We start from the raw sequence: 20,080 nt of genomic DNA on the forward strand, positions 1-20,080 counted from the left end.
GCACCCGGCGGCCGGCATCGAACAGGCCCATATAAATGTAGCCCTTCCGGTTTGGGCAGCATTCAACGACTCGGCGGAAAAATGAATCGGGTCGTTTCCGCTCACTCGGGGACCACCATCTCCCTTTCCCAAATTCTGTGATTTTCTCCATACACTCTAAGAGTGTATTGCCGCGGGCCGGCCCGCAATTTGGGCGCTTCCCCTTGACCGGATGCAAAAGCGCGGCCATGTGAGCGACAAATAGAACGAGATTTCGTCGCGCGCAGCGGAATTCTTCTGCCGCACCACAGCTGATATGAGACCTCATGGACGTCGTCGTCGTCGAATCGCCGGCCAAGGCGAAGACAATCAACAAATATCTCGGCAAGAACTACAAGGTTCTGGCCTCGTTCGGCCATATCAGGGATTTGCCGGCCAAGGACGGCTCGGTGCGTCCGGATGAGGATTTCGCCATGTCCTGGGCGGTCGACACGGCCTCGGGCAAGCGGCTTGCCGACATCGCCAAGGCGGTCAAGGATGCCGATGGCCTGATCCTCGCCACCGACCCGGATCGCGAAGGTGAAGCCATCTCCTGGCATGTGCTGGAGGTGCTGAAGCAGAAGCGCGCGCTGAAGGACAAGCCGGTCAGCCGCGTCGTCTTCAACGCCATCACCAAATCGTCGGTGCTGGAGGCGATGGCCAATCCGCGCCAGATCGATGCGCCGCTGGTCGATGCCTATCTCGCCCGCCGCGCGCTCGATTATCTCGTCGGCTTCACGCTGTCGCCGGTGCTGTGGCGCAAGCTGCCGGGCGCCCGCTCGGCAGGCCGCGTCCAGTCGGTTGCGCTGCGCCTGGTCTGCGACCGCGAATCCGAGATCGAGCGCTTCATCCGCGAGGAATACTGGCAGATCGCCGCCCTGCTGGGTACGCCGCGCAACGAGAATTTCGAAGCGCGGCTGACCGCCTTCGATCGCAAGAAGCTGCAAAAGCTCGACATTTCCAACAAGGCGCAGGCCGACGACATCAAGTCGATGCTCGAAGGCGCGACCTTCAAGGCGGTGTCGGTCGAAGCCAAGCCGACCAAGCGCAATCCCGGCCCGCCCTTCACCACTTCGACGCTGCAGCAGGCCGCCTCATCGGGCCTGGGCTTCTCGGCCAGCCGCACCATGCAGGTGGCGCAACGTCTCTATGAAGGCATGGAGATCGGCGGCGAGACCACAGGTCTCATCACCTATATGCGAACCGACGGCGTGCAGATGGCACCCGAGGCGATCGACGCCGCACGCGACGCCATTGCCAAGGAATTCGGTCCGAAATACCTGCCGGAAAAGCCGCGCCAATATACCGCCAAGGCCAAGAATGCCCAGGAAGCGCACGAAGCGATCCGCCCGACGGATTTCATGCGCACCCCGGCATCGGTCAGGCAATATCTCGATTCCGACCAGATGCGGCTCTATGAGCTGATCTGGAAGCGCGCCATCGCCAGCCAGATGCAGCCAGCCGAGATCGAGCGCACCACCGCCGAGATCGAAGCGGTCAACGGATCGCGCACCGCAGAGCTGCGTGCCATCGGTTCGGTCGTTCGGTTCGACGGTTTCATCGCCGCCTACACCGACCAGAAGGACGACGATGCGGAAGACGAGGAAAACCGCCGCCTGCCTGAAATCCGCGCCGGCGAGCAGCTAGCCCGCCAGGCGATCAATGCCACCCAGCACACCACCGAGCCGCCGCCGCGCTATTCCGAAGCTTCGCTGATCAAGAAGCTGGAAGAACTCGGCATCGGCCGGCCTTCTACCTATACGGCGATCCTGAAGACGCTCGAGGACCGTGACTACGTCACCATCGACAAGCGCCGGCTGGTGCCGCAGGCCAAGGGCCGGCTGCTGTCGGCCTTTCTTGAAAGCTTCTTCAAGCGTTATGTCGAATACGACTTCACCGCGTCCCTCGAGGAAAAGCTCGACGAGATTTCCGACGGCAAGCTCGCCTGGAAGGACGTGCTGCGCGATTTCTGGAAGGATTTTTCCGGCGCCGTCGCCGACATCAAGGAACTGCGCGTCACCGACGTGCTCGACGCGCTCAATGAAGAACTGGCGCCGCTGGTGTTCCCGACGCGGGAGGACGGCTCCAATCCGCGCATCTGCCCGAAATGCGGCACCGGCAATCTGTCGCTGAAGCTTGGCAAGTTCGGCGCCTTTGTCGGCTGCTCCAACTATCCCGATTGCTCCTTCACCCGCCAGCTCGGCGATGCCGCCAATCCCAATGGCGAGAATGGCGGCGGCGAGGACGGCACCAAGGTGATCGGCAAGGACCCTTACACGTCAGAGGAAATCACGCTGCGCAGCGGTCGCTTCGGCCCCTATCTGCAGCGTGGCGACGGCAAGGAGGCCAAGCGTTCCAGCCTGCCCAAGGGCTGGACGGCCGAGTCGATCGACCACGAAAAGGCGCTGGCGCTGCTGTCGCTGCCGCGCGATGTCGGCCAGCATCCGGAAACCGCCAAGATGATCTCAGCCGGGCTTGGCCGCTACGGCCCGTTCGTGCTGCATGACGGCACCTATGCCAATCTCGAAAGCATCGAGGACGTGTTCTCGATCGGCCTCAACCGCGCCGTATCGGTGATCGCCGAGAAGCAGCTGAAGGGCAAGGGCGGCCGCAATGGCGGTACTGCCGCGGCGCTGAAGGAGCTTGGCGACCATCCGGATGGCGGCGGCAAGATCGTCGTGCGCGACGGCAAATACGGGCCTTACGTGAATTTCGGCAAGGTCAATGCTACGCTGCCCAAGGGCAAGGATCCGCAGTCGGTGACGATCGAGGATGCGCTGGCATTGATTGCCGAGAAAGAGGCCAAGGGCGGCGGCGGCAAGAAGCCGTTCCGAAAGGCAGCCGCGGCCAAGGCCCCGGCGACCAAGAAAGTGGCAGCCAAGAAGCCGGCTGCGAAGAAGCCGGCCGCGAAGAAAAAAGGATAGGACAGCGTGGCGCGCAAGATCACCGGCAGAACCCACGGCGATCCGCGCACCGCCGACACCAGAGCCAAGGTCAAGGACGACTACCGGCCCTCGCGTGACGAAATCCTGCGCTACATCGCCGAAAATCCCGATCGCGCCGGCAAACGCGACATCGCCAAGGCGTTCGCACTGCGCGGCGACGACCGCATCTGGCTGAAGGATATTTTGCGCGACTTGCAGGACGAAGGCGTCCTCACCAAGGAGCGCAAGGGGCTGGCTCGCGTCGGTGCCCTGCCCCATGTCACGGTCCTCGATATTTTCGACCGCGATGCCGATGGCGTGCTCTTGGCGCGCCCAACCGAACACACAGCCAATGGACCGCCGCCCATCGTTTCCATCCGCCTGTCGCGCAGTGGCAGTGGACCGGCGCCCGGCATTGGCGACCGCGTGCTGGCCAAGACCTTTCCGGCCGACGACACGAACGTCGCCCTGGGCGGCCCCGCCTACACCGGGCGGGTGGTGAAGATTTTCGAAAAACGTACCGATGCCGTGCTCGGTGTCTTTCGCATCTTGCAGGACGGCACCTTCCGCATCGAGCCGGTGGAACGGCGCCAGCCCGAACTGATCGTCGACAAGGAATTCCAGAACGGCGCCAAGAACGGTGACCTGGTCGAGGTCGAGCCGGCGCGGGCTTCCCGCTATGGGCTGCCGAGGGCCAAGGTGCTCAACGTGCTGGGCTCTCTGACCAGCGAAAAGGCGGTCTCGATGATCGCCATCCACGCGCACGACATTCCGCATATCTTCCCGGCCGACGTCATCGCAGAATCCGAAGCGGTCAAGCCGGCGACGCTGGATCACCGCGAGGATTGGCGCGACCTGCCGCTGATCACCATCGATCCGGCCGACGCCAAGGACCATGACGACGCCGTCTTCGCCACGCCGGATCTCGACGAGAAGAACCCCGGCGGCGTGGTTGCCACTGTCGCAATCGCCGACGTCGCCGCCTATGTGCGCTACGGCACGGCGCTCGACCGCGAAGCATTGAAGCGCGGCAATTCGGTCTATTTCCCGGATCGCGTCGTGCCGATGCTGCCCGAGCGCATCTCCAACGATCTCTGCTCGCTGCGCGAGGGCCAGGACCGTCCGGCGCTCGCCGTGCGCATGGTTTTTTCAGCCGAGGGCCGCAAGCTCAGGCACTCCTTCCATCGCGTCATGATGAAGTCGGCGGCAAAGCTCGCCTACCAACAGGCTCAGGCGGCAATCGACGGCGCGCCGGACGACAAGACAGGTCCGATCCTCAAAACCGTGCTGAAGCCACTGTGGGACGCCTATGCGATCCTCAAGCGCGGCCGCGACGGCCGCCAGCCGCTCGAACTCGACCTGCCGGAGCGCAAGATCGTGCTCAAGGCGGACGGCACCGTCGATCGCGTCATCGTGCCGGACCGGCTCGATGCCCATAAGCTCATCGAAGAATTCATGATCCAGGCCAATGTCGCGGCGGCCGAAACGCTCGAGGCGAAGAAACAGGAACTGGTCTATCGCGTTCATGACGCGCCATCACTGGCCAAACAGGAATCGCTGCGCGAGTTCCTGCAGACATTGGGCCTGTCACTCGCGCGCGGCGCGCAGATGCAGCCAAGCCAGTTCAACGGCATTTTGGAGCGCGTGCGCGGCGCCGACAATGAAGGCCTGGTCAACGAAGTGGTTCTGCGCTCGCAGAGCCAAGCCGAATACTCGCCAAAGAACATCGGCCATTTCGGTCTCAACCTCCGCCGCTACGCGCATTTCACCTCGCCGATCCGCCGCTATGCCGATTTGATCGTGCATCGCGGACTTATTGCCGCACTCGGATTGGGTCCGGGCGGGCTGACGCAGGACGAAGCGGCACGGCTCGAAGATGTCGCCGTGCTGATCTCCGGCACGGAACGCCGCGCAATGGCGGCCGAGCGGGACACGGTCGACCGTCTGATCGCCGCCTATCTCGCCGAACGCGTCGACGACCGGTTCGATGCCCGCATCTCCGGCGTCACCAAGTCAGGACTATTTGTCCAATTGCCGCAGTACGGCGCGGATGGTTTCATCCCGGTGTCAACATTGAACGGCGATTACTATATATACGACGAAACGGCCCGCTCCCTGTTCGGAGAACGCTCGGGCAAAGGCTATCAGCTCGCGGACCGCGTCGAGGTCCGTCTCATCGAGGTGGCGCCGATGGCCGGGGCGATGCGCTTCGAGATGTTGACCGACCCGAAGCCTCTGCCGGGCTCCAAGCGGTCGTTTCACAAGGCCAAGGGCCGCGCTCGCGCGTCGCAATCGCGACCGGGTTCGCGCGGCAGGAGACGATGATGACAACAGCCATGGAAGAACAGGTTTTCGGCGGAGAACATCACTCAGGCCGGACCGCGCGCCCGCTGTGGACGGCGATGAAGCGCGGCCTGCTCGGCCGCTGCCCGCATTGCGGCGAAGGCAAGCTGTTTCGCGCTTTCACCAAGACCGTCGACACATGCAGTGTCTGCGGCGAGGAATTGCATCACCACCGGGCCGACGACCTGCCCGCCTATCTGGTCATCGTCATCGTCGGCCATGTCGTGCTGGGCGCCTTCATGGGCGTTGAGGCCACGTCGACGCTGTCCACATGGCAGCACATCGCCATCTGGGTTCCGCTGACCATCCTTTTGTCGGTTGCGTTGCTGCAGCCGATCAAGGGTGCCGTCATCGGACTGCAATGGGCCTTCTATATGCACGGCTTCGGCGGCGAGCACGACGTGATCGAGCCGCATCCCGGAGCCTAGGCCGCAGCCAAGAATGCTGCCTGGCGCAACATACCGACCGTGAAAGGCCACTTTCGCTTGCCAGAAGTTTCCGCTAGGTCCTGCGCATGGACGGTATGACCAAGGCGGAAGTCGACAGGATCGAGCGGAGCATGATCGCTCATAGCGACCGGCCAATTCGCCCGCGCGACGCGGCAACCCTCATCCTGCTCGACCGCAAGGACGATGACGTGCTGGTTCTGATGGGTCGCCGTCATGCCGGCCACGCCTTCATGCCGGGCAAGTTCGTCTTTCCCGGCGGCCGCACCGATCCGGCCGACAGCCGCATACCGGTCGTCGCCGCATTGCACCCGGAGCAGGAAGCCAGGCTGATCGCCGGACCGGGCCGCACAAGCGCCGCACGAGCCCGCGCCATCGCCCTGTCCGCCATCCGCGAAACCTATGAGGAAGCCGGGCTGCTGATCGGCCGCAAGGGTGCTTTCGCAACCTCCAGGTCCGATTGGCAGGGCTTTGCCGAACACGGCGTGCAACCCTCTCTCGACATGCTGCGCTTCGTTGCGCGCGCCATCACGCCGCCCAACCGCGTGCGCCGCTTCGACACCCGCTTTTTCAGCGCCTGGCGTGACGACGTCGCCGTCGAACTGCCCGGTGGCAGTCCCACCAACGAGCTCGAAGAGCTGGTCTGGCTGCCGCTCGCCAAGGCCAGGGAAGCCGACATACCCGACATCACCCGAATGATCCTGGACGAGCTGGAAAAGCGCCTCGCCCATGATCCACTGTTGCGTCCAGGCCGACCCGTGCCCTTCTACCGGCTTGTCCGCAGACGCTTCACCCGCGAACTTCTCTAGAGCAATTCCAGGAAAAGTGTGACGCGGTTTTCCCGGGAAAAGCGCTCAGCACTTTCCTTAGATCAAACAGGCAGAGTATTCAGCATCCCATGACGGTCGATACCCAACCACAGGGCGACGAACGCGTACACTGGCTGCCGATGGTGGCGGCGATCTCGTCGATCAGCGTCGTCGGCATCGCCATCGGCCTCGGCATGCCGCTGCTCAGCGTCATCCTTGAAACGCGCGGCCATTCGGCTTCGATGATCGGCCTCAACACCGCCGTTGCCGGCCTCGCCTCGATCGCCGGTGCGCCGCTGGCGACCCCACTCGCCATGCGGTTCGGCGTTGCCTGGACTATGATCGCCATGATCGCCGCCGGCGCGCTGGCCTTTGTCGGCTTTCATTTCGCACCCGATTTCTGGATGTGGTTTCCGCTGCGCATCGTGCTGCACATTGCGCTGACGGTGCTGTTCATCCTGTCCGAATTCTGGATCAGCACCTCGGCGCCGCCGCACCGGCGCGGCCTTGTGCTGGGCATTTACGCCACTGTCCTGTCACTCGGCTTTGCCGCCGGACCGTGGCTGTTCGCCCATCTCGGCAGTTCCGGCTTCAGGCCGTTCGGCGTCATCATCGCCTTGGTGACGCTGGCGGCGATACCCGTGCTGGCAGCACGCAACGAGAGCCCCTCGATCGCCTCGGATGGCGAAACCAGCAATTTCCTGCGCTACATCTGGCTGGTGCCGTCGGCGACCGCAGCCGTGCTGGTGTTCGGCGCGGTGGAAACCGGCGGCTTTGCGCTCTTCCCGATCTATGGCAGCCGCATCGGCTATTCCGAGGCCGATGCGGCCCTTCTGCTGACCATGATCGGCCTCGGCAATGTGTTGTTGCAGATCCCGATCGGCATGATCAGCGATCGCGTCAGCGATCGCCGCTACCTGCTGATTGCCTGCGCCACGGTCGGTCTTATCGGCACCGTCTTCATGCCCTTCTTCGCCCAGAATTGGCATTTGATGGCCGCGCTTCTGTTCGTCTGGGGCGGCGTCGTCGCTGCCATGTACACGATCGGCCTTGCCCATCTCGGCTCGCAGCTTTCCGGCCATGAACTGGCGTCGGCCAACGCCGCCTTCGTGCTGTGCTACGGTGTCGGCATGGTGCTCGGCCCGCAGGCGATCGGCATCGGCATGGATGCGTTCGGCCCGTCCGGCTTCGGCTGGTCGCTCGGCCTGTTCTTCGCCGCCTATATCGCTTTGGTCGCCGTCAGGTTGGTTCGCAAGATCCTGCTGTAGCGCAACTGCCGCCAGCCCTGCATTTGGCGCGCACGGTGGCAGGCTGCTGACAGAACCGTGTCAGGAGCACAGGGCTAAAAGAGTGTCCCAAAACACTTGAGGACACTTCCATGATCGACAGCGGCTTTGAAACCACATCGCTACGAATGACACTGCTTCTGCTCGTGACCTTCCAGGCTCCGGCCGCCGACGTCGACCGCATCATGGATGCTGTGGTGGCGATTGCGCCGCTGGCCATGGGCAAATATGACCGCAATGCCTATCAGTCGGCGCACGGCATCGAACGCTACAGGCCGCTTGACGGTGCGGCCGCCGGTGCCGAAACCGAATTGCGGCGGCGGCCCGGCACGGTCGAGGTTTCCTTCGAACTGCCGGACGATCAGGTGCTGGCCGCCCGCGTCGTCGAGGCGATTTTCCAGGCCCATTCCTACCAGGAACCGGTGATCCGCATTCAGCCGATTCTCGCCAGCCGTTCCAAGGGACTGGACGACCGCGCCAATCCGAATCGCTGGTGGAACACGACCGGAGACTGGAAGAAGGTTGCTGCACCGGCGACGGAAACCGCATGATTTCTGTTCACCAGCAGGCTCAGGCGGGTCGCACTAGGCTTGCCGGGCTTGACTTTCCGGGCGCGTTCTTTATGTGTCGCGCCAAGTTTCCCGCGTCCGGGTGTTTCCCCGTGCTCCAGCGGCCAAAACCCCACGAACAAACGGACTGATATCATGGCCAAAGCCGCAAACATCAAGATCAAGCTTCTGTCGACCGCCGACACCGGTTTCTTCTACGTGACCAGCAAGAACAGCCGCACCAAGACCGACAAGCTGTCGTTCCGCAAGTACGACCCGGTCGCCAAGAAGCACGTCGAATTCAAGGAAACCAAGATCAAGTAATCTGGGTTTCACGCTGCAATGCCGAAACGCCGCCCAATGGGCGGCGTTTTTCGTTTGTAACCAGTTGCTTTCGTTGCATCCGAGCAGAGACTCCAGCCAAAGGATTGACCCTTCGTCACGGTTGCGGCACCCTTGGCCGTGGGTTGGGTGTCATGAACAAGGCGCCTATGGATGTCGAAGAAGTTGAAAGCTGCAATCATTGCAGCCCTTGTCGCTCTGGCTGCTGGCTTTGCCGTCAGCAACGGGCTGATAAGCCAGCAGACGGCCGATGAGATCAAGGCCAGGACTGACCAGGTTCTGAGTGAGGAAGAGGCCGCACCGCCTGCACCTCAGCCTGACAGTCCCGCCGCGCCTTCCACGGAACCCCCACCGCAGGCTCCGACCCCTCCCGCCGCCGTACCCCCGCAAGGATCACAACAGGGTCAATGAAGGAGCCCCGCCGGTATTGGCTCCTCTCGTGCGATCGTGCCGCCTTGAGTGTATCGTTTTAATACAATCGGCGATTGGTAGACTTGCACCACGGATAGGCAGTTAGTTTCAGCGTCAGGCAAAAAGGGGGGAAATGCCTCGCACTGGGAGAAAACGATGTCCGTACAAAAAGGCGACTTTCGAACCAACAGAGCCGACTACGTGATTGCCGCAATGCATGGCGGAGTGACCGCCGAAGACAGCGTCCGGGACGAGAACCTGGCAAGAAGAAAGAAGTCCCTGTGGCTGAAGGAGCGGCGATCGGCCAAGTCGGCCGAAAACCCGTTGGACAGCTCGCCGCTGTCCAAAAGAAGCCCTCGCGGTTAGCGGTCTACATTCTCATTCCGCGATCACACCATATCCGCACACAACCCACTCGCCCATATTTGCAGGCGCCGCCGTCGGTGTTGACTAACTCCGACGGCGGCCCAATTCGTGGCGAAACGACCTCCGTTCTTTTGAGAAGACGGCGGGACTAAGGTCTTGCGCTGTAGACGCAAAGGTCCGAGTGGTCCTGTTAGGTTCCGGAAATGTCTGTTGGACGTTCCGCTATTTTATCCAATTGAAATGTAGCGTTACCTGTATTTCCCGCCCGACATCGGCGCCTCATACGGCTGCCCGCCGCCCGGCTGAGTCCCCCTCAGCCGATGCGATCACCGCTTTTCGGATCGAACAGATGCAATTGGTCTGGTTCGACAACCAACCTCACCTCGTCGCCTGGCTTCACGCCGGCACGGCCCATGGCAAAGACGCAAAGCTGCTGGCTGGCCAGCTTGACGTAGAACTGCGTCGAAAGCCCGAGCGGCTCGACCACCCCCACCTCGCCCTTCAACGCGCCGTCATCCGCCAACTTGATATGCTCGGGCCGCAGACCGACGGTGATGGCGTCACCGTCCGTCAGCGGCAGGCCTTCCGGCAGGCGCAGCGCCTGGCCATCGGTCAGTACAGCCTCCGGGGTACCACCCTTGCGAACAATCGCCGGCAGGAAATTCATGCCGGGGGAACCGATGAAACCGGCGACGAACATGTTGGCCGGCCGATCATAGAGATCGAGCGGTGCGCCGACCTGCTGGATCAACCCGTCATGCATGACGACGATCCGGTCGGCCATGGTCATCGCCTCGATCTGGTCATGCGTGACATAAACCGATGTCGTCTTCAGCTGCTGGTGCAGCGCCTTGATCTCGGCGCGCATATGGACGCGCAGCTTGGCGTCGAGGTTCGACAGCGGCTCGTCGAACAGGAAAACCTTGGGATCGCGCACGATGGCACGCCCCATGGCGACGCGCTGGCGCTGGCCGCCGGACAGTTGCCGCGGCAGGCGCTGCAGGAACGTGTCGAGCCCGAGCCGCCTGGCGGCGCCGTCCACCCTGGCGTCGATCGTCGTTTTCTCCGCCTTCTTCAGGAGCAGGCTGAAACCCATGTTCTTCGACACGTCCATATGCGGATAGAGCGCGTAGGACTGGAACACCATGGCGATGTCGCGGTCCTTGGGTGCCACGTCGTTGACCAGCCGCTCGCCGATGCGGATCTCGCCACCGGAAGCCTCCTCCAGCCCGGCGATCATGCGCAAAAGCGTGGACTTGCCGCAACCTGACGGCCCAACCAGGACGACGAACTCGCCATCGGCGATTTGAAGGTCGACCGCGTGCAGGACACGGACGGCGCCATAGTCCTTGCGGACCTTTTCGAGCGTAACAGAGGCCATCGATCTATCCTTTGACGGCGCCGGCGGTCAGGCCGGTGACGAGATAGCGTTGCAGGAAGGCGAAGAAGATGCAGACCGGGATCAGCGCCAGGATGGATGCCGCCATCATCTGTCCCCAGTCGACGGCGAACTTGCCGATAAAGGTGAGCAGGCCGACGGCAAAGGTCTTCTGGTCGTCGCTGGAAATCAGCATCAGCGCGAACAGAAGCTCGCTCCAGGCGGCGGTGAAGACGAAGCCGAGCGTCGCGCCCATGCCGGGCAGCGTCAGCGGCACGATCACCTTGCGCATGGCCTGCGCGCGGGTGCAGCCGTCGATCATCGCGGCCTCTTCCAAATCCTTGGGGATGCCGTCGAAGAACGACTGCATCAGGAAGGTGGCAAAGGCCGTGTTGAAGGCGGTGTAGATGATGATCAGCCCGGTCAGGCTGTTGATCAGGCCGATCTGCCCCATCACGCGGTAGATCGGCGGAATGACCATCACCAGCGGAAAAGTCTGGGTGAGCAGCAACATCAGCGCCAAGGCTGCCTTGCCGCGAAAGGTGAAGCGCGACATGGCATAGCCGGCGAGCGTGGCGATGATCGTCACCAGTGCCGCCGTCGAGACCGAGACGATGACGCTGTTGAGGAAATAGCGCGGGAAATCGGTCGTCTCGAGCACGGTGACGAAGTTCTGCAGCGTCATGTGCGATGGCCAGAAGGTGATGCCTTCGGAATAGAGCAGCCGCTCCGGCGTGACCGAGATCTTCAGCGTCCAGTAGATCGGGAACAGGGCAAAGATCACATAGGCAGCAATTGCCGCGTAGAGGCCGATGCCGCCGAAGAAGCGCTGCGAGGCTGTGCGTCCTGCGATCATCAGACGTGCCTCACCAGCGTGCGACGGATGCCGATCAGGGCGATCGCATAGGCGATGAGCAGGATCAGCAACAGCACCGCCACCGCCGAGGCATAGCCCTTGTCCAGCGATTTGAAGGCGCTGACATAGATGTAGACCGGCACCGTGTTGGTCGAGCCGGCCGGCCCGCCCTCCGTCATGACGAAGATCAGGTCGGCGAAGGTGGCGATCCAGATGGTGCGCAACATCACGGTGATGGCGATGGTCGGCGCCAGAAACGGCAGCGTCACCTTGGTGAAGCGCTGCCAGGGCGAGGCTCCATCGATAGCCGCTGCCTCATGCAGTTCCGATGGAATGGATTTCAGTGCCGCCAGGAGTGTGATGGCGAAGAACGGAATGCCGAACCAGATATTGGCGACGATCGGTCCCCACATGGCGGTAGAGGGATCGGACAGCACATTGGTCGGCTCGGCTTTCAGCCCCAACGCAAACAGCCAGTGCGGCAGCGGGCCGATGATCGGATTGAACAGCCAGGCCCAGGTCAGGCCTGACAGGAAGGACGGCACCGCCCAAGGCAGGAAGACCAGGGCTTGTACTGCCTTGCGGCCGCGAAACGGCTTGTCGAGCAGGAGCGCCAGGCCAAGGCCGAGGAAGAACTGGAAGAAAAGGCTGGCGACGGTCCACCACAACGTGTTGACCAGCGCCTGCCCCAGTACCTGATCCGACAGCATCGCCTGGTACTGCCCGAGCCCGACATATTCGGACTTGAACGCTGAGAACTTGCGGAAGGAGTAGCTGATGCCGATGACCAGCGGCACCAAAAGCACCACGACCAGCAGGATGATCGCCGGGCTGAGATAGAGCCATGGCTCGATGGCGGCGTGGGATAGCCGCTTGCGACGCGGCTTGCCGGCGGATCGTATTTCGGACACGGCGGAGGTCATTGGCTGAGGATCGGCTCCCTGGAGCGGCGTCTGGAACAGCGTCCTTCTCCCCGTTCACGGGGAGAAGATGCCGGCAGGCAGATGAGGAGCAGCGCGAACCAATCGAGGCATAGCGCCGCCCCTCATCCGACCTATCGGGCCACCTTCTCCCCGTAGAACGGGGAGAAGGAAAAAAGAGGCGCTTACTTCTTGTTCTTCGCCAGCCAGTCCTGCTGTTCCTTGGTCAGGAAGGCAGCCCATTGGTCGGCGACGTCCTTGGCCGTCTTCTGGCCAAGCAGCACTTCCTGAAAATTCTTGATCGCCACCTGGTCGACGAAATTGCCGAGGTTCTCCAGATGCGTCGGCGGGGTGACCATTTCATATTTGGAGCTGTCGCTGAGCTCCGTGAACCAGCCCTTGAACTGCTCCGTCTTGAAATGGGGATCCTGGTCCGCACCGTTGTGGATCGGGACGACGCCGACTTCCTTGGCCCATTCCAGATTGTCCTTCGGCGACAGAAGCGTCGCCATCAGCTTCCAGGCGTCGTCCTTGTGCTGCGAGTTGGCAAACATCGCCCAGCCGGCATAGCCCAGCGTCGGATAGGATTTGCCGCTCGGCCCGACCGGCAAAGGCGCCACGGCGAAATCGTCCGCGCTCATCTTGTCGGCGATGCCGAGCAGCGCGTCCGGATCCTGGTTGAGCATGGCACAGGTGCCGGAATAGAAGCCGGTGACCGTTTCGTTGAAACCCCAGCTCACCGCATCCTTCGGCGCCAATCCGTCCTTGTACATGTCGGCCAGCATCTGCAGGCCCTTGACCGAGCCTTCTTCGTTGATCGTCGAAGTGCCGTCCTCGTTGAAGTAGCCGCCCTTGCCGGCAGCAATGTTCATGAACATGTGCATGCCGTTGAAGGCGCCCGGCCCGCCGCGCAGGCAGTAGCCGTACTTCCCCGGGAGCGCGGAAATCTTCTTGGAATCGGCGATGAAATCGTCGAGCGTCGCCGGCGGTCCGTCGAGGCCGGCCTCCTTGAACAGCTTCTTGTTCCAGAACAGCGCGTTCACATAGTAGCCGTAGGGGATCATGAACTGGGTGTTGTTGACGGTCGAGCCGAACTGCTTGGCGCGGTCGCCGAGCGTCTTGGCATCATCCCATTTGGCCATATAGGGGCCGAGATCCTCGAGCTGGGCATTGTTGGCATAGAGGCCCATCCAGCGTTCCGGCATTTCGACGATGTCAGGCGTATCGCCGGCCTGCACCATGGTCAGAAATTTCTCGAACGCCTGGCCCCAGGGCAGCGAGATAAGCTCGACCTTGATGCCCGGATTGGCTGTTTCGAATTCGGCGATCTGCTTCTTCAGGAATTCGGTGCGCGGCGGGCTGGTGATGACTTCGACCATTTTCAGGGTCGAGTCGGCCACGGCATTTCCGGCGGAAATCGCCAGCCCCGCAACGGTGGCCAGCATGACGGTCAGTTTTTTCATGTTCAAGACTCCCATTTTGAACCCGCTTGTTATTTTCTGGCTTTTTCGAAGGCCTGGGCGACGTCAGCCCACAGGTCTTCGACACTCTCCAATCCGACATTGAAGCGGATGGTTCGGGGGCTGACGCCGAAGCGCGCCATCGAATTCAGGCCCGGCGTCTGCTCCAGCGACGCCTTGGCCGGTACGACCAGGCTTTCATGCCCGCCCCAGCTGACGCCGATGCGGAAATATTTCAGCGCGTCGACGAAGACGGGAATGTCGATCTCGTCCGTCACCTCGAAGGAGAACAGACCGGCATAGCCGGCCAGCGTCGCCTTGCCCGGATGGTTCGAATAGACGGGATGGTTGACGCGCTCGACATTGGCATGCGCCTTCAGCCGTTCGGCGATGGTCAGGCCGCTCTTCATGTGGTGCGGCAGGCGCAGCGGCAGCGTGCGCAGGCCGCGCAGCAACAGCCACGCCTCGAATGGCGACAGCTTGCCGCCGAGATAGGAATAGGTCTGCTCGTTGATGTGCTTGATATGAGCAGCCGAACCCGCCACCACGCCCGCGACGGTGTCGCTGTGGCCGCCAAGGTATTTCGAGGCCGAATGCAGCACCAGATCGACGCCATGCGTGATCGGCTTCTGGAACACCGGCGTCGCCCAGGAATTGTCGATCGTGGTGACGATGCCCTGTTCCTTGGCCAACCGTGTCAGATGCGCGATGTCCTGCAACTCGAACATCATCGAGGTCGGGCTTTCCAGATAAAGTAGCTTGGCGCCGGGAAGTGCCGCCGCGACCGCATCCGGGTCGGAGCCGTCGACATAATCGACCTTGATGTTGAGCCGCGGCAACAACCGCTCGAACAGCCGGTAGGCATCGCCATAGCAATTGCGCACCGCCACGATGCGCTCGCCTGCCCCAACGAACGCAAGCACCGTGGCGCTGATCGCCGCCATGCCACTGGAAAAGCCGCGCGCTGCTTCTGCGCCTTCGAGCGCGGCGACACGCGCCTCGAACTCCATCACCGTCGGATTGTCGCCACGCGAGTAGATCGGCTGCTTTCGTTTGCCGGCAAAGGTATCGGCCATCTCGGCATAGTTGGCGAAGGTGAACAGCGAGGTCTGATAGATCGGCGGCACCACCGCACCGCCGGTAAACGGTTCGTCATGCGCCAAAAGTGTTGCCGCCTCCAAGAGATAGTCGTGATCGAAACCGGATGGATGCTCGTTCATGTCTGGCTCGAAAGTTTGAGTTTGGCCGCACCGCGCTTGAGATCGTCCTCGACGGTGGCGATCAGCTTGAGCGCTTCGGCGCGGGCGCCCTGCGGGTCACGGGCTGCGATGCATTCGTAGATGGTGCGGTGATAGGGAAAGCTGGCATGGCCGAAATCGCGAACGCCGAGCGGATGCTCCCAGAAGCGGTGGAACAATTCGTACATGGCGGCGATGATCTGCTCGAACAGCGGATTACCCGAGGCCCGGTAGATCGCCTGGTGGAACTCCCAATCCTCTTCCGACGACATGCCGTCGCGCGTGCGGAACGCCTGCTCCATGATGTCGAGCTTGCGTGCAATTTCGGCGATGTCGGCCTGGCTGGCGCGTTCGGCGCAAAGGGCTGCGGCCTCCGCCTCCAGCGCGCGGCGGATCTCCATCGTCTGCATCAGGCTGGTGAAATCATTGCCGCCCGCCAGCGTCAGCGGCATGTGCAGCATATCGTGTGAAACAGCCGCCTTGAGATAGGTGCCGCTGCCCTGCCGGCGCTCGACGAGGCCGAGCCCTTCCCAGCGTGTCAGTGCCTCGCGCACGGTGTTGCGGCTGACCTTCAGCCGCTCGGCCAGAATGCGTTCGGTTGGAAGCCGCTCGCCCGGCTGCAAGGCCTCGGCGCGAACAAAGCCCACCAACGCCTTCAGCACGGCGTCGTCGCGCGCCGTGGTCTGAATGGGGGGCAGGCTGTTCTGGTCCACATTTCCTCCAAGTGGTCCAATGGTCCAACCAATTTCTGCACAGAAGGAAGCTCCTGTCAACCAACTGTCAGGAGCACTGTCGGAGGGAGGGACGCGATACTCTCAAGGCGATCGCGCGGTCGCGCTGCGATCGTGTCTGCTAACCTGCGGTGGCAGGCGGCCCGAACCAGGTGGTCAGCGCGTCCACCAGGCCCTGTTGGGTTCCCGCCCCGGCCCAAGCCACATAACCATCGGGCCGGATCAAGACCGCGTCGGGCGAAACGACCGTCCCGAGAGCCGGGAGGTCCCAGATACCGGCGTAACCGGCGTCGATCTGCCGGACCCGATCAGCCCAGGACGCGATGTCCAGCCTGCCGGGCTCACCGAGGTTGAGCAGCACGGGCCGCGCGTCGTGCAGCAAGGTGAAGACCCGCAACCGTCCGCCGGCGGTGGTCAGATCGAGATCGGGCATTCGCCGCCCAAGCAGTGGATGCCCCTCGCCAAGGTCGTAATGAACACCCAGACCAGACACCTCCGCGGCGATTTTCTTGCGGGGTTCATCCATGCCGAGCAACTCGGCAACGGTATCGGCCAAGGCCTTGCTGCGGTCATCCGTGCGGCGAAGCGCAACCTGCGCCATCGTGTTGCGCAACACGCGGGCGGCGACCGGATGACGCTCGGCGTGATAGCTGTCGAGCAGGCTTTGCGGCGATGTCCCCTTGATGATTTGGGCCAGCTTCCATCCAAGGTTCACCGCATCCTGCACGCCGATGTTGAGGCCCTGTCCGCCCATCGGCGGATGGATGTGCGCGGCATCACCCGCCAGCAGCACACGCCTGTCGCGATATGCGGTGGCCTGGCGCGTCATGTCGGTGAAGCGGGAGAGCCAGGTCGGGCTGTGGACCCCGAAGTCGGTGCCGTAGACGGCAGTCAGCGCCTCGCTGAGCTCGCGCAGGGTCGGTTCGCCGCGCGCCTCCAGGCATGGCTCCGTCAGCACGACGCCAACCTTCCTGCCGTCCTCGATCTTACCCAGGGCATGAATTCCGGAGGCGTTGCTGCGGAAGCCCCATGCCGGTTCTTCCGACATTTCGACCTCGGCAATCATCCAGCTCATCGTCGGATCCCATCCGGCAAACTCGATACCGGTCGCCTTGCGAATGGTGCTGCGGCCTCCGTCGCACCCGACCAGATATGCGGCCCTCAGGCGGTGACCGGTGGACAGTTCGACATCGACGCCGCTGTCGTCCTGGGTAAACCCCGCAACCTCGTGTTCACGATAGATCGGCACCTTCAACTCGCCGACCCAGTCGGCCAGGATGCGCTCGATGTGGTTTTGCCGCAGTGCCAGCAGATAATTGTGGCGCGTGGGAAAATCGCTGATGCCTAACCGGATCATGTGGAAGCCCACGGACGGCGATATCTGTCCCTGTGAAAGAAACCGATCCACAATTCCGCGCTGGTCGAGCACCTCAAGAGTGCGCGCATGCAGGCCGCCTGCGCGCAATCCTGCCAGTTTCTGATCCGGTCGCCTTTCGAAAATGGCAACGTCCACGCCTGCCAGCGCCAGTTCGCCTGCCAGCATCAATCCCGTCGGACCACCCCCGGCGATCACAACCGCATGATCTGAAATCATTATCGTAACTCCCGTTTTCCGCACCCTGGCTTGGGTCGCGGTTTTACGGGAGGAGCCGGGTCTTGCCGCAAGCCCCTTGTGCGCCATATCTATGAAATGGAAGGGGTGCTCTTCCCCTCATCGTTGGCTGCTCTCACAGCGAAGCTGTGTTGGAACGGCTACAACGGGTGTTCCGATTCACATGCAAAAACGCAGATTCTCCGTGCTTTAGCACGGAGTTCTGATGTTCTTTTGGAGAGAAGGGGGCCGGTCGGCGTTTGGCAGCGGTACGAGGAGGCCACTATGTGCCAGCGCCGGCCGGCCGACCCCACGGACCCAGGAGATGCGGCGGACCTGAGCATCATGGGGTATTCCCAGGATCGGAGCCGGTTTTCTATCCTCGTGCCGGCTTCGTCTTGGCCTGCACAGTTGCGCAAGAGCTTATGAAAATCAACAGTTTCTTAACCAAGGCTCGCGAATCGCTTGGATTAAGGTAAACGGGTAACCCTGTCGGGTTGACAGGATAATCGGGGCTGGATCGCTACGCCGCCTTGGCGACGACGCGATTTCGGCCGCCGCTTTTGGCTTCGTAGAGCGCGAGATCGGCACGCTTCATCAGCGCCGCCACCGTGTCCACGCCCTTCAGCACCGACGACACGCCGACGCTGACCGTGACTTCGATCGCCTTGCCGTCCTGCCCGATGGCGAAAGCCGCCTGGGCGATTTCGGCGCGAATGCGCTCGGCTACCTTCTCGGCCACCGCGCCCTCGGTGTCCGGCATCACCACCACGAACTCCTCGCCGCCAAAGCGGCAGGCAAGGTCGATACCCCTGACATTCTTGCGCAGCCGTCGTGCGAATTCCCGCAGAACCTCGTCGCCGCCGTCATGACCGTGCGCATCGTTGATCGCCTTGAAGCGGTCGAGGTCGGTGATCATCACCGACAGCGGCCGGCGCCGCGCCACGGCGCGATCGAACAGCGTCTGCAGGTGGCTGTCCAGATAGCGGCGGTTGTGCAGCCCGGTCAGTCCATCGGTCACCGCCATTTCGATGGTCTGGGTGACGCTGGCGCGCAGCTGGTCGTTGTAACGCTTGCGGCGCACCTGGGTGCGCAGCCGCGCCGTCAACTCCTGCTGGTCGATCGGCCGCATCAGATAATCATTGATGCCGAGTTCGAGGCCGCGGATGATGCGTTCCTCCTCGCCCTCCTCCGCCAACAGGATGATCGGCACGAAACGGGTGCGATCGAGCGAGCGCAACTGCGAACAGAGCCTCAGCGGATCGAAATCGGCGAACGCGGTCGAGATCATCACGCATTCATAGGACGTCTCGGCGGCCTGGAAGAAACCGGCATGCGGATCATGTGTGACGTCGAGATCGGCCCGGTCGCGCAGCATCTTCTGGATGCGCTCGACGGATGATTTGCGTTCGTCGATCAAAAGCACCTTGGGCGTCGTGTCCTCGGATGCGAAATTGCGGCTGAGCAACTCCTCGATGCCGATGTTGCGCGTCGTCGAGGCGCGCAGCCGCAACTCGTCGGTCAGCGACTTCAGGCGAACCAGGCTCTTGACGCGCGTCATAAGCTGCAGGTCGTTGACCGGCTTGGTCAGGAAGTCGTCGGCACCGGCCTCGAGCCCGCGGACGCGGTCGGAGACCTGATCGAGCGCGGTGATCATCACCACCGGAATGTGCGATGTCGCCGGATCGCTCTTCAGCCGCCGACAGACCTCGAAGCCGTCCATGTCCGGCATCATCACGTCGAGCAGCACGACATCGACCTTGCCGTTCTCACAGGTCTCGATCGCATCCGGCCCGTTGGTGGCGGTCAGCACTTCGAAATATTCGGCCAGCAGCCGCACTTCCAGCAGCCGCACATTGGCAGGGATATCGTCGACGACGAGGATCCGCGCAGTCATTTCACAAGGCTCCGGCTCGGCTGAAGGGGCACATCACGCATCGCCCAGATAGGATTTGATGGTTTCGATGAAACGCGGCACCGAGATCGGCTTAGAAATATAAGCCTCGCAGCCGCCCTGGCGGATACGTTCCTCGTCGCCCTTCATGGCGAAGGCGGTCACCGCAATGACCGGGATGACGTGCAGTTCGTCGTCTTCCTTCAGCCATTTGGTCACTTCAAGCCCCGACACTTCAGGCAATTGGATATCCATCAGGATCAGATCCGGCCGGTGCTGGCGCGCCAAATCGAGCGCTTCCAGACCGTTTCGGGTGCGCACGGTCTCGTAACCGCTTGCCTCGATGAGGTCGCGAAAGAGCTTCATATTGAGCTCATTGTCCTCGACGATCATAACCTTCTTCGGCATCGATTTCCCGTCCCGGCTGCCCTTCCGCTTCGAAGGCAACCGTCATGCGCCCATGTCTGAACGCATCAAACCCTGCTTCACTTTACGGCAATATGATTGACGAAACGGAAA

General features: G+C 62.4%; 16 protein-coding genes. 7 read left to right on the forward strand and 9 right to left on the reverse strand.

Annotation, left to right across the window (positions count from 1 at the left end; all coding sequences use genetic code 11):
* Positions 1–305: 305 nt before the first annotated feature.
* From topA to rpmG, 7 genes are all read left to right on the forward strand, one after another.
* Entirely contained in the window at positions 306–2,942 is a 2,637-nt protein-coding gene (gene topA / locus AC0L2U_RS29165) for a type I DNA topoisomerase (RefSeq protein ID WP_128288536.1), read from the forward strand.
* Between the two features lie 6 nt (positions 2,943–2,948).
* Complete coding sequence (rnr, locus tag AC0L2U_RS29170; RefSeq protein WP_473603045.1) at positions 2,949–5,267, forward strand: ribonuclease R; 2,319 nt, start codon at positions 2,949–2,951, stop codon at positions 5,265–5,267.
* 11 nt (positions 5,268–5,278) lie between these two features.
* Positions 5,279–5,713, forward strand: a complete 435-nt coding sequence (locus AC0L2U_RS29175; RefSeq protein WP_174800363.1) for a DUF983 domain-containing protein — start codon at positions 5,279–5,281, stop codon at positions 5,711–5,713.
* 86 nt (positions 5,714–5,799) lie between these two features.
* Positions 5,800–6,540, forward strand: coding sequence for an NUDIX hydrolase (locus AC0L2U_RS29180; protein WP_473603046.1), 741 nt, complete (start codon positions 5,800–5,802; stop codon positions 6,538–6,540).
* 89 nt (positions 6,541–6,629) lie between these two features.
* Positions 6,630–7,808: an MFS transporter gene (locus AC0L2U_RS29185; RefSeq protein ID WP_023810543.1), complete on the forward strand. Its 1,179-nt coding sequence runs from the start codon at positions 6,630–6,632 to the stop codon at positions 7,806–7,808.
* Between the two features lie 110 nt (positions 7,809–7,918).
* Complete coding sequence (locus tag AC0L2U_RS29190) at positions 7,919–8,377, forward strand: YqfO family protein (protein ID WP_473603047.1); 459 nt, start codon at positions 7,919–7,921, stop codon at positions 8,375–8,377.
* 153 nt (positions 8,378–8,530) lie between these two features.
* Complete coding sequence (gene rpmG / locus AC0L2U_RS29195) at positions 8,531–8,698, forward strand: 50S ribosomal protein L33 (protein WP_006201775.1); 168 nt, start codon at positions 8,531–8,533, stop codon at positions 8,696–8,698.
* A 1,108-nt stretch (positions 8,699–9,806) separates the two neighbouring features.
* Here rpmG and AC0L2U_RS29200 read toward each other — a convergent pair.
* From AC0L2U_RS29200 to AC0L2U_RS29240, 9 genes are all read right to left on the reverse strand, one after another.
* Entirely contained in the window at positions 9,807–10,874 is a 1,068-nt protein-coding gene (locus tag AC0L2U_RS29200; protein ID WP_473603048.1) for an ABC transporter ATP-binding protein, read from the reverse strand.
* A 4-nt stretch (positions 10,875–10,878) separates the two neighbouring features.
* Positions 10,879–11,727, reverse strand: a complete 849-nt coding sequence (locus AC0L2U_RS29205) for a carbohydrate ABC transporter permease (protein ID WP_127320353.1) — start codon at positions 11,725–11,727, stop codon at positions 10,879–10,881.
* Complete coding sequence (locus tag AC0L2U_RS29210) at positions 11,727–12,650, reverse strand: carbohydrate ABC transporter permease (RefSeq protein WP_473603049.1); 924 nt, start codon at positions 12,648–12,650, stop codon at positions 11,727–11,729. The genes AC0L2U_RS29205 and AC0L2U_RS29210 overlap by 1 nt, the downstream gene beginning before the upstream one ends.
* Before the next feature lie 182 nt (positions 12,651–12,832).
* Positions 12,833–14,110: an ABC transporter substrate-binding protein gene (locus tag AC0L2U_RS29215; protein WP_127270754.1), complete on the reverse strand. Its 1,278-nt coding sequence runs from the start codon at positions 14,108–14,110 to the stop codon at positions 12,833–12,835.
* 29 nt (positions 14,111–14,139) lie between these two features.
* On the reverse strand, positions 14,140–15,327 hold the full coding sequence (locus AC0L2U_RS29220; protein WP_473603050.1) for a PLP-dependent transferase: 1,188 nt from the start codon (positions 15,325–15,327) through the stop codon (positions 14,140–14,142).
* On the reverse strand, positions 15,324–16,058 hold the full coding sequence (locus tag AC0L2U_RS29225) for a FadR/GntR family transcriptional regulator (protein WP_027036801.1): 735 nt from the start codon (positions 16,056–16,058) through the stop codon (positions 15,324–15,326). The genes AC0L2U_RS29220 and AC0L2U_RS29225 overlap by 4 nt, the downstream gene beginning before the upstream one ends.
* Positions 16,059–16,197: 139 nt before the next feature.
* The gene (locus AC0L2U_RS29230; protein WP_473603051.1) at positions 16,198–17,670 is read right to left on the reverse strand and encodes an FAD-dependent monooxygenase; all 1,473 of its coding nucleotides are present in this window, start codon (positions 17,668–17,670) and stop codon (positions 16,198–16,200) included.
* Positions 17,671–18,190: 520 nt separating this feature from the next.
* Entirely contained in the window at positions 18,191–19,564 is a 1,374-nt protein-coding gene (locus AC0L2U_RS29235) for a PleD family two-component system response regulator (protein ID WP_023810534.1), read from the reverse strand.
* 33 nt (positions 19,565–19,597) lie between these two features.
* On the reverse strand, positions 19,598–19,969 hold the full coding sequence (locus AC0L2U_RS29240; protein WP_013531932.1) for a response regulator: 372 nt from the start codon (positions 19,967–19,969) through the stop codon (positions 19,598–19,600).
* Positions 19,970–20,080 lie beyond the last annotated feature (111 nt).

Source organism: Mesorhizobium sp. WSM4808 (genome assembly GCF_055811675.1).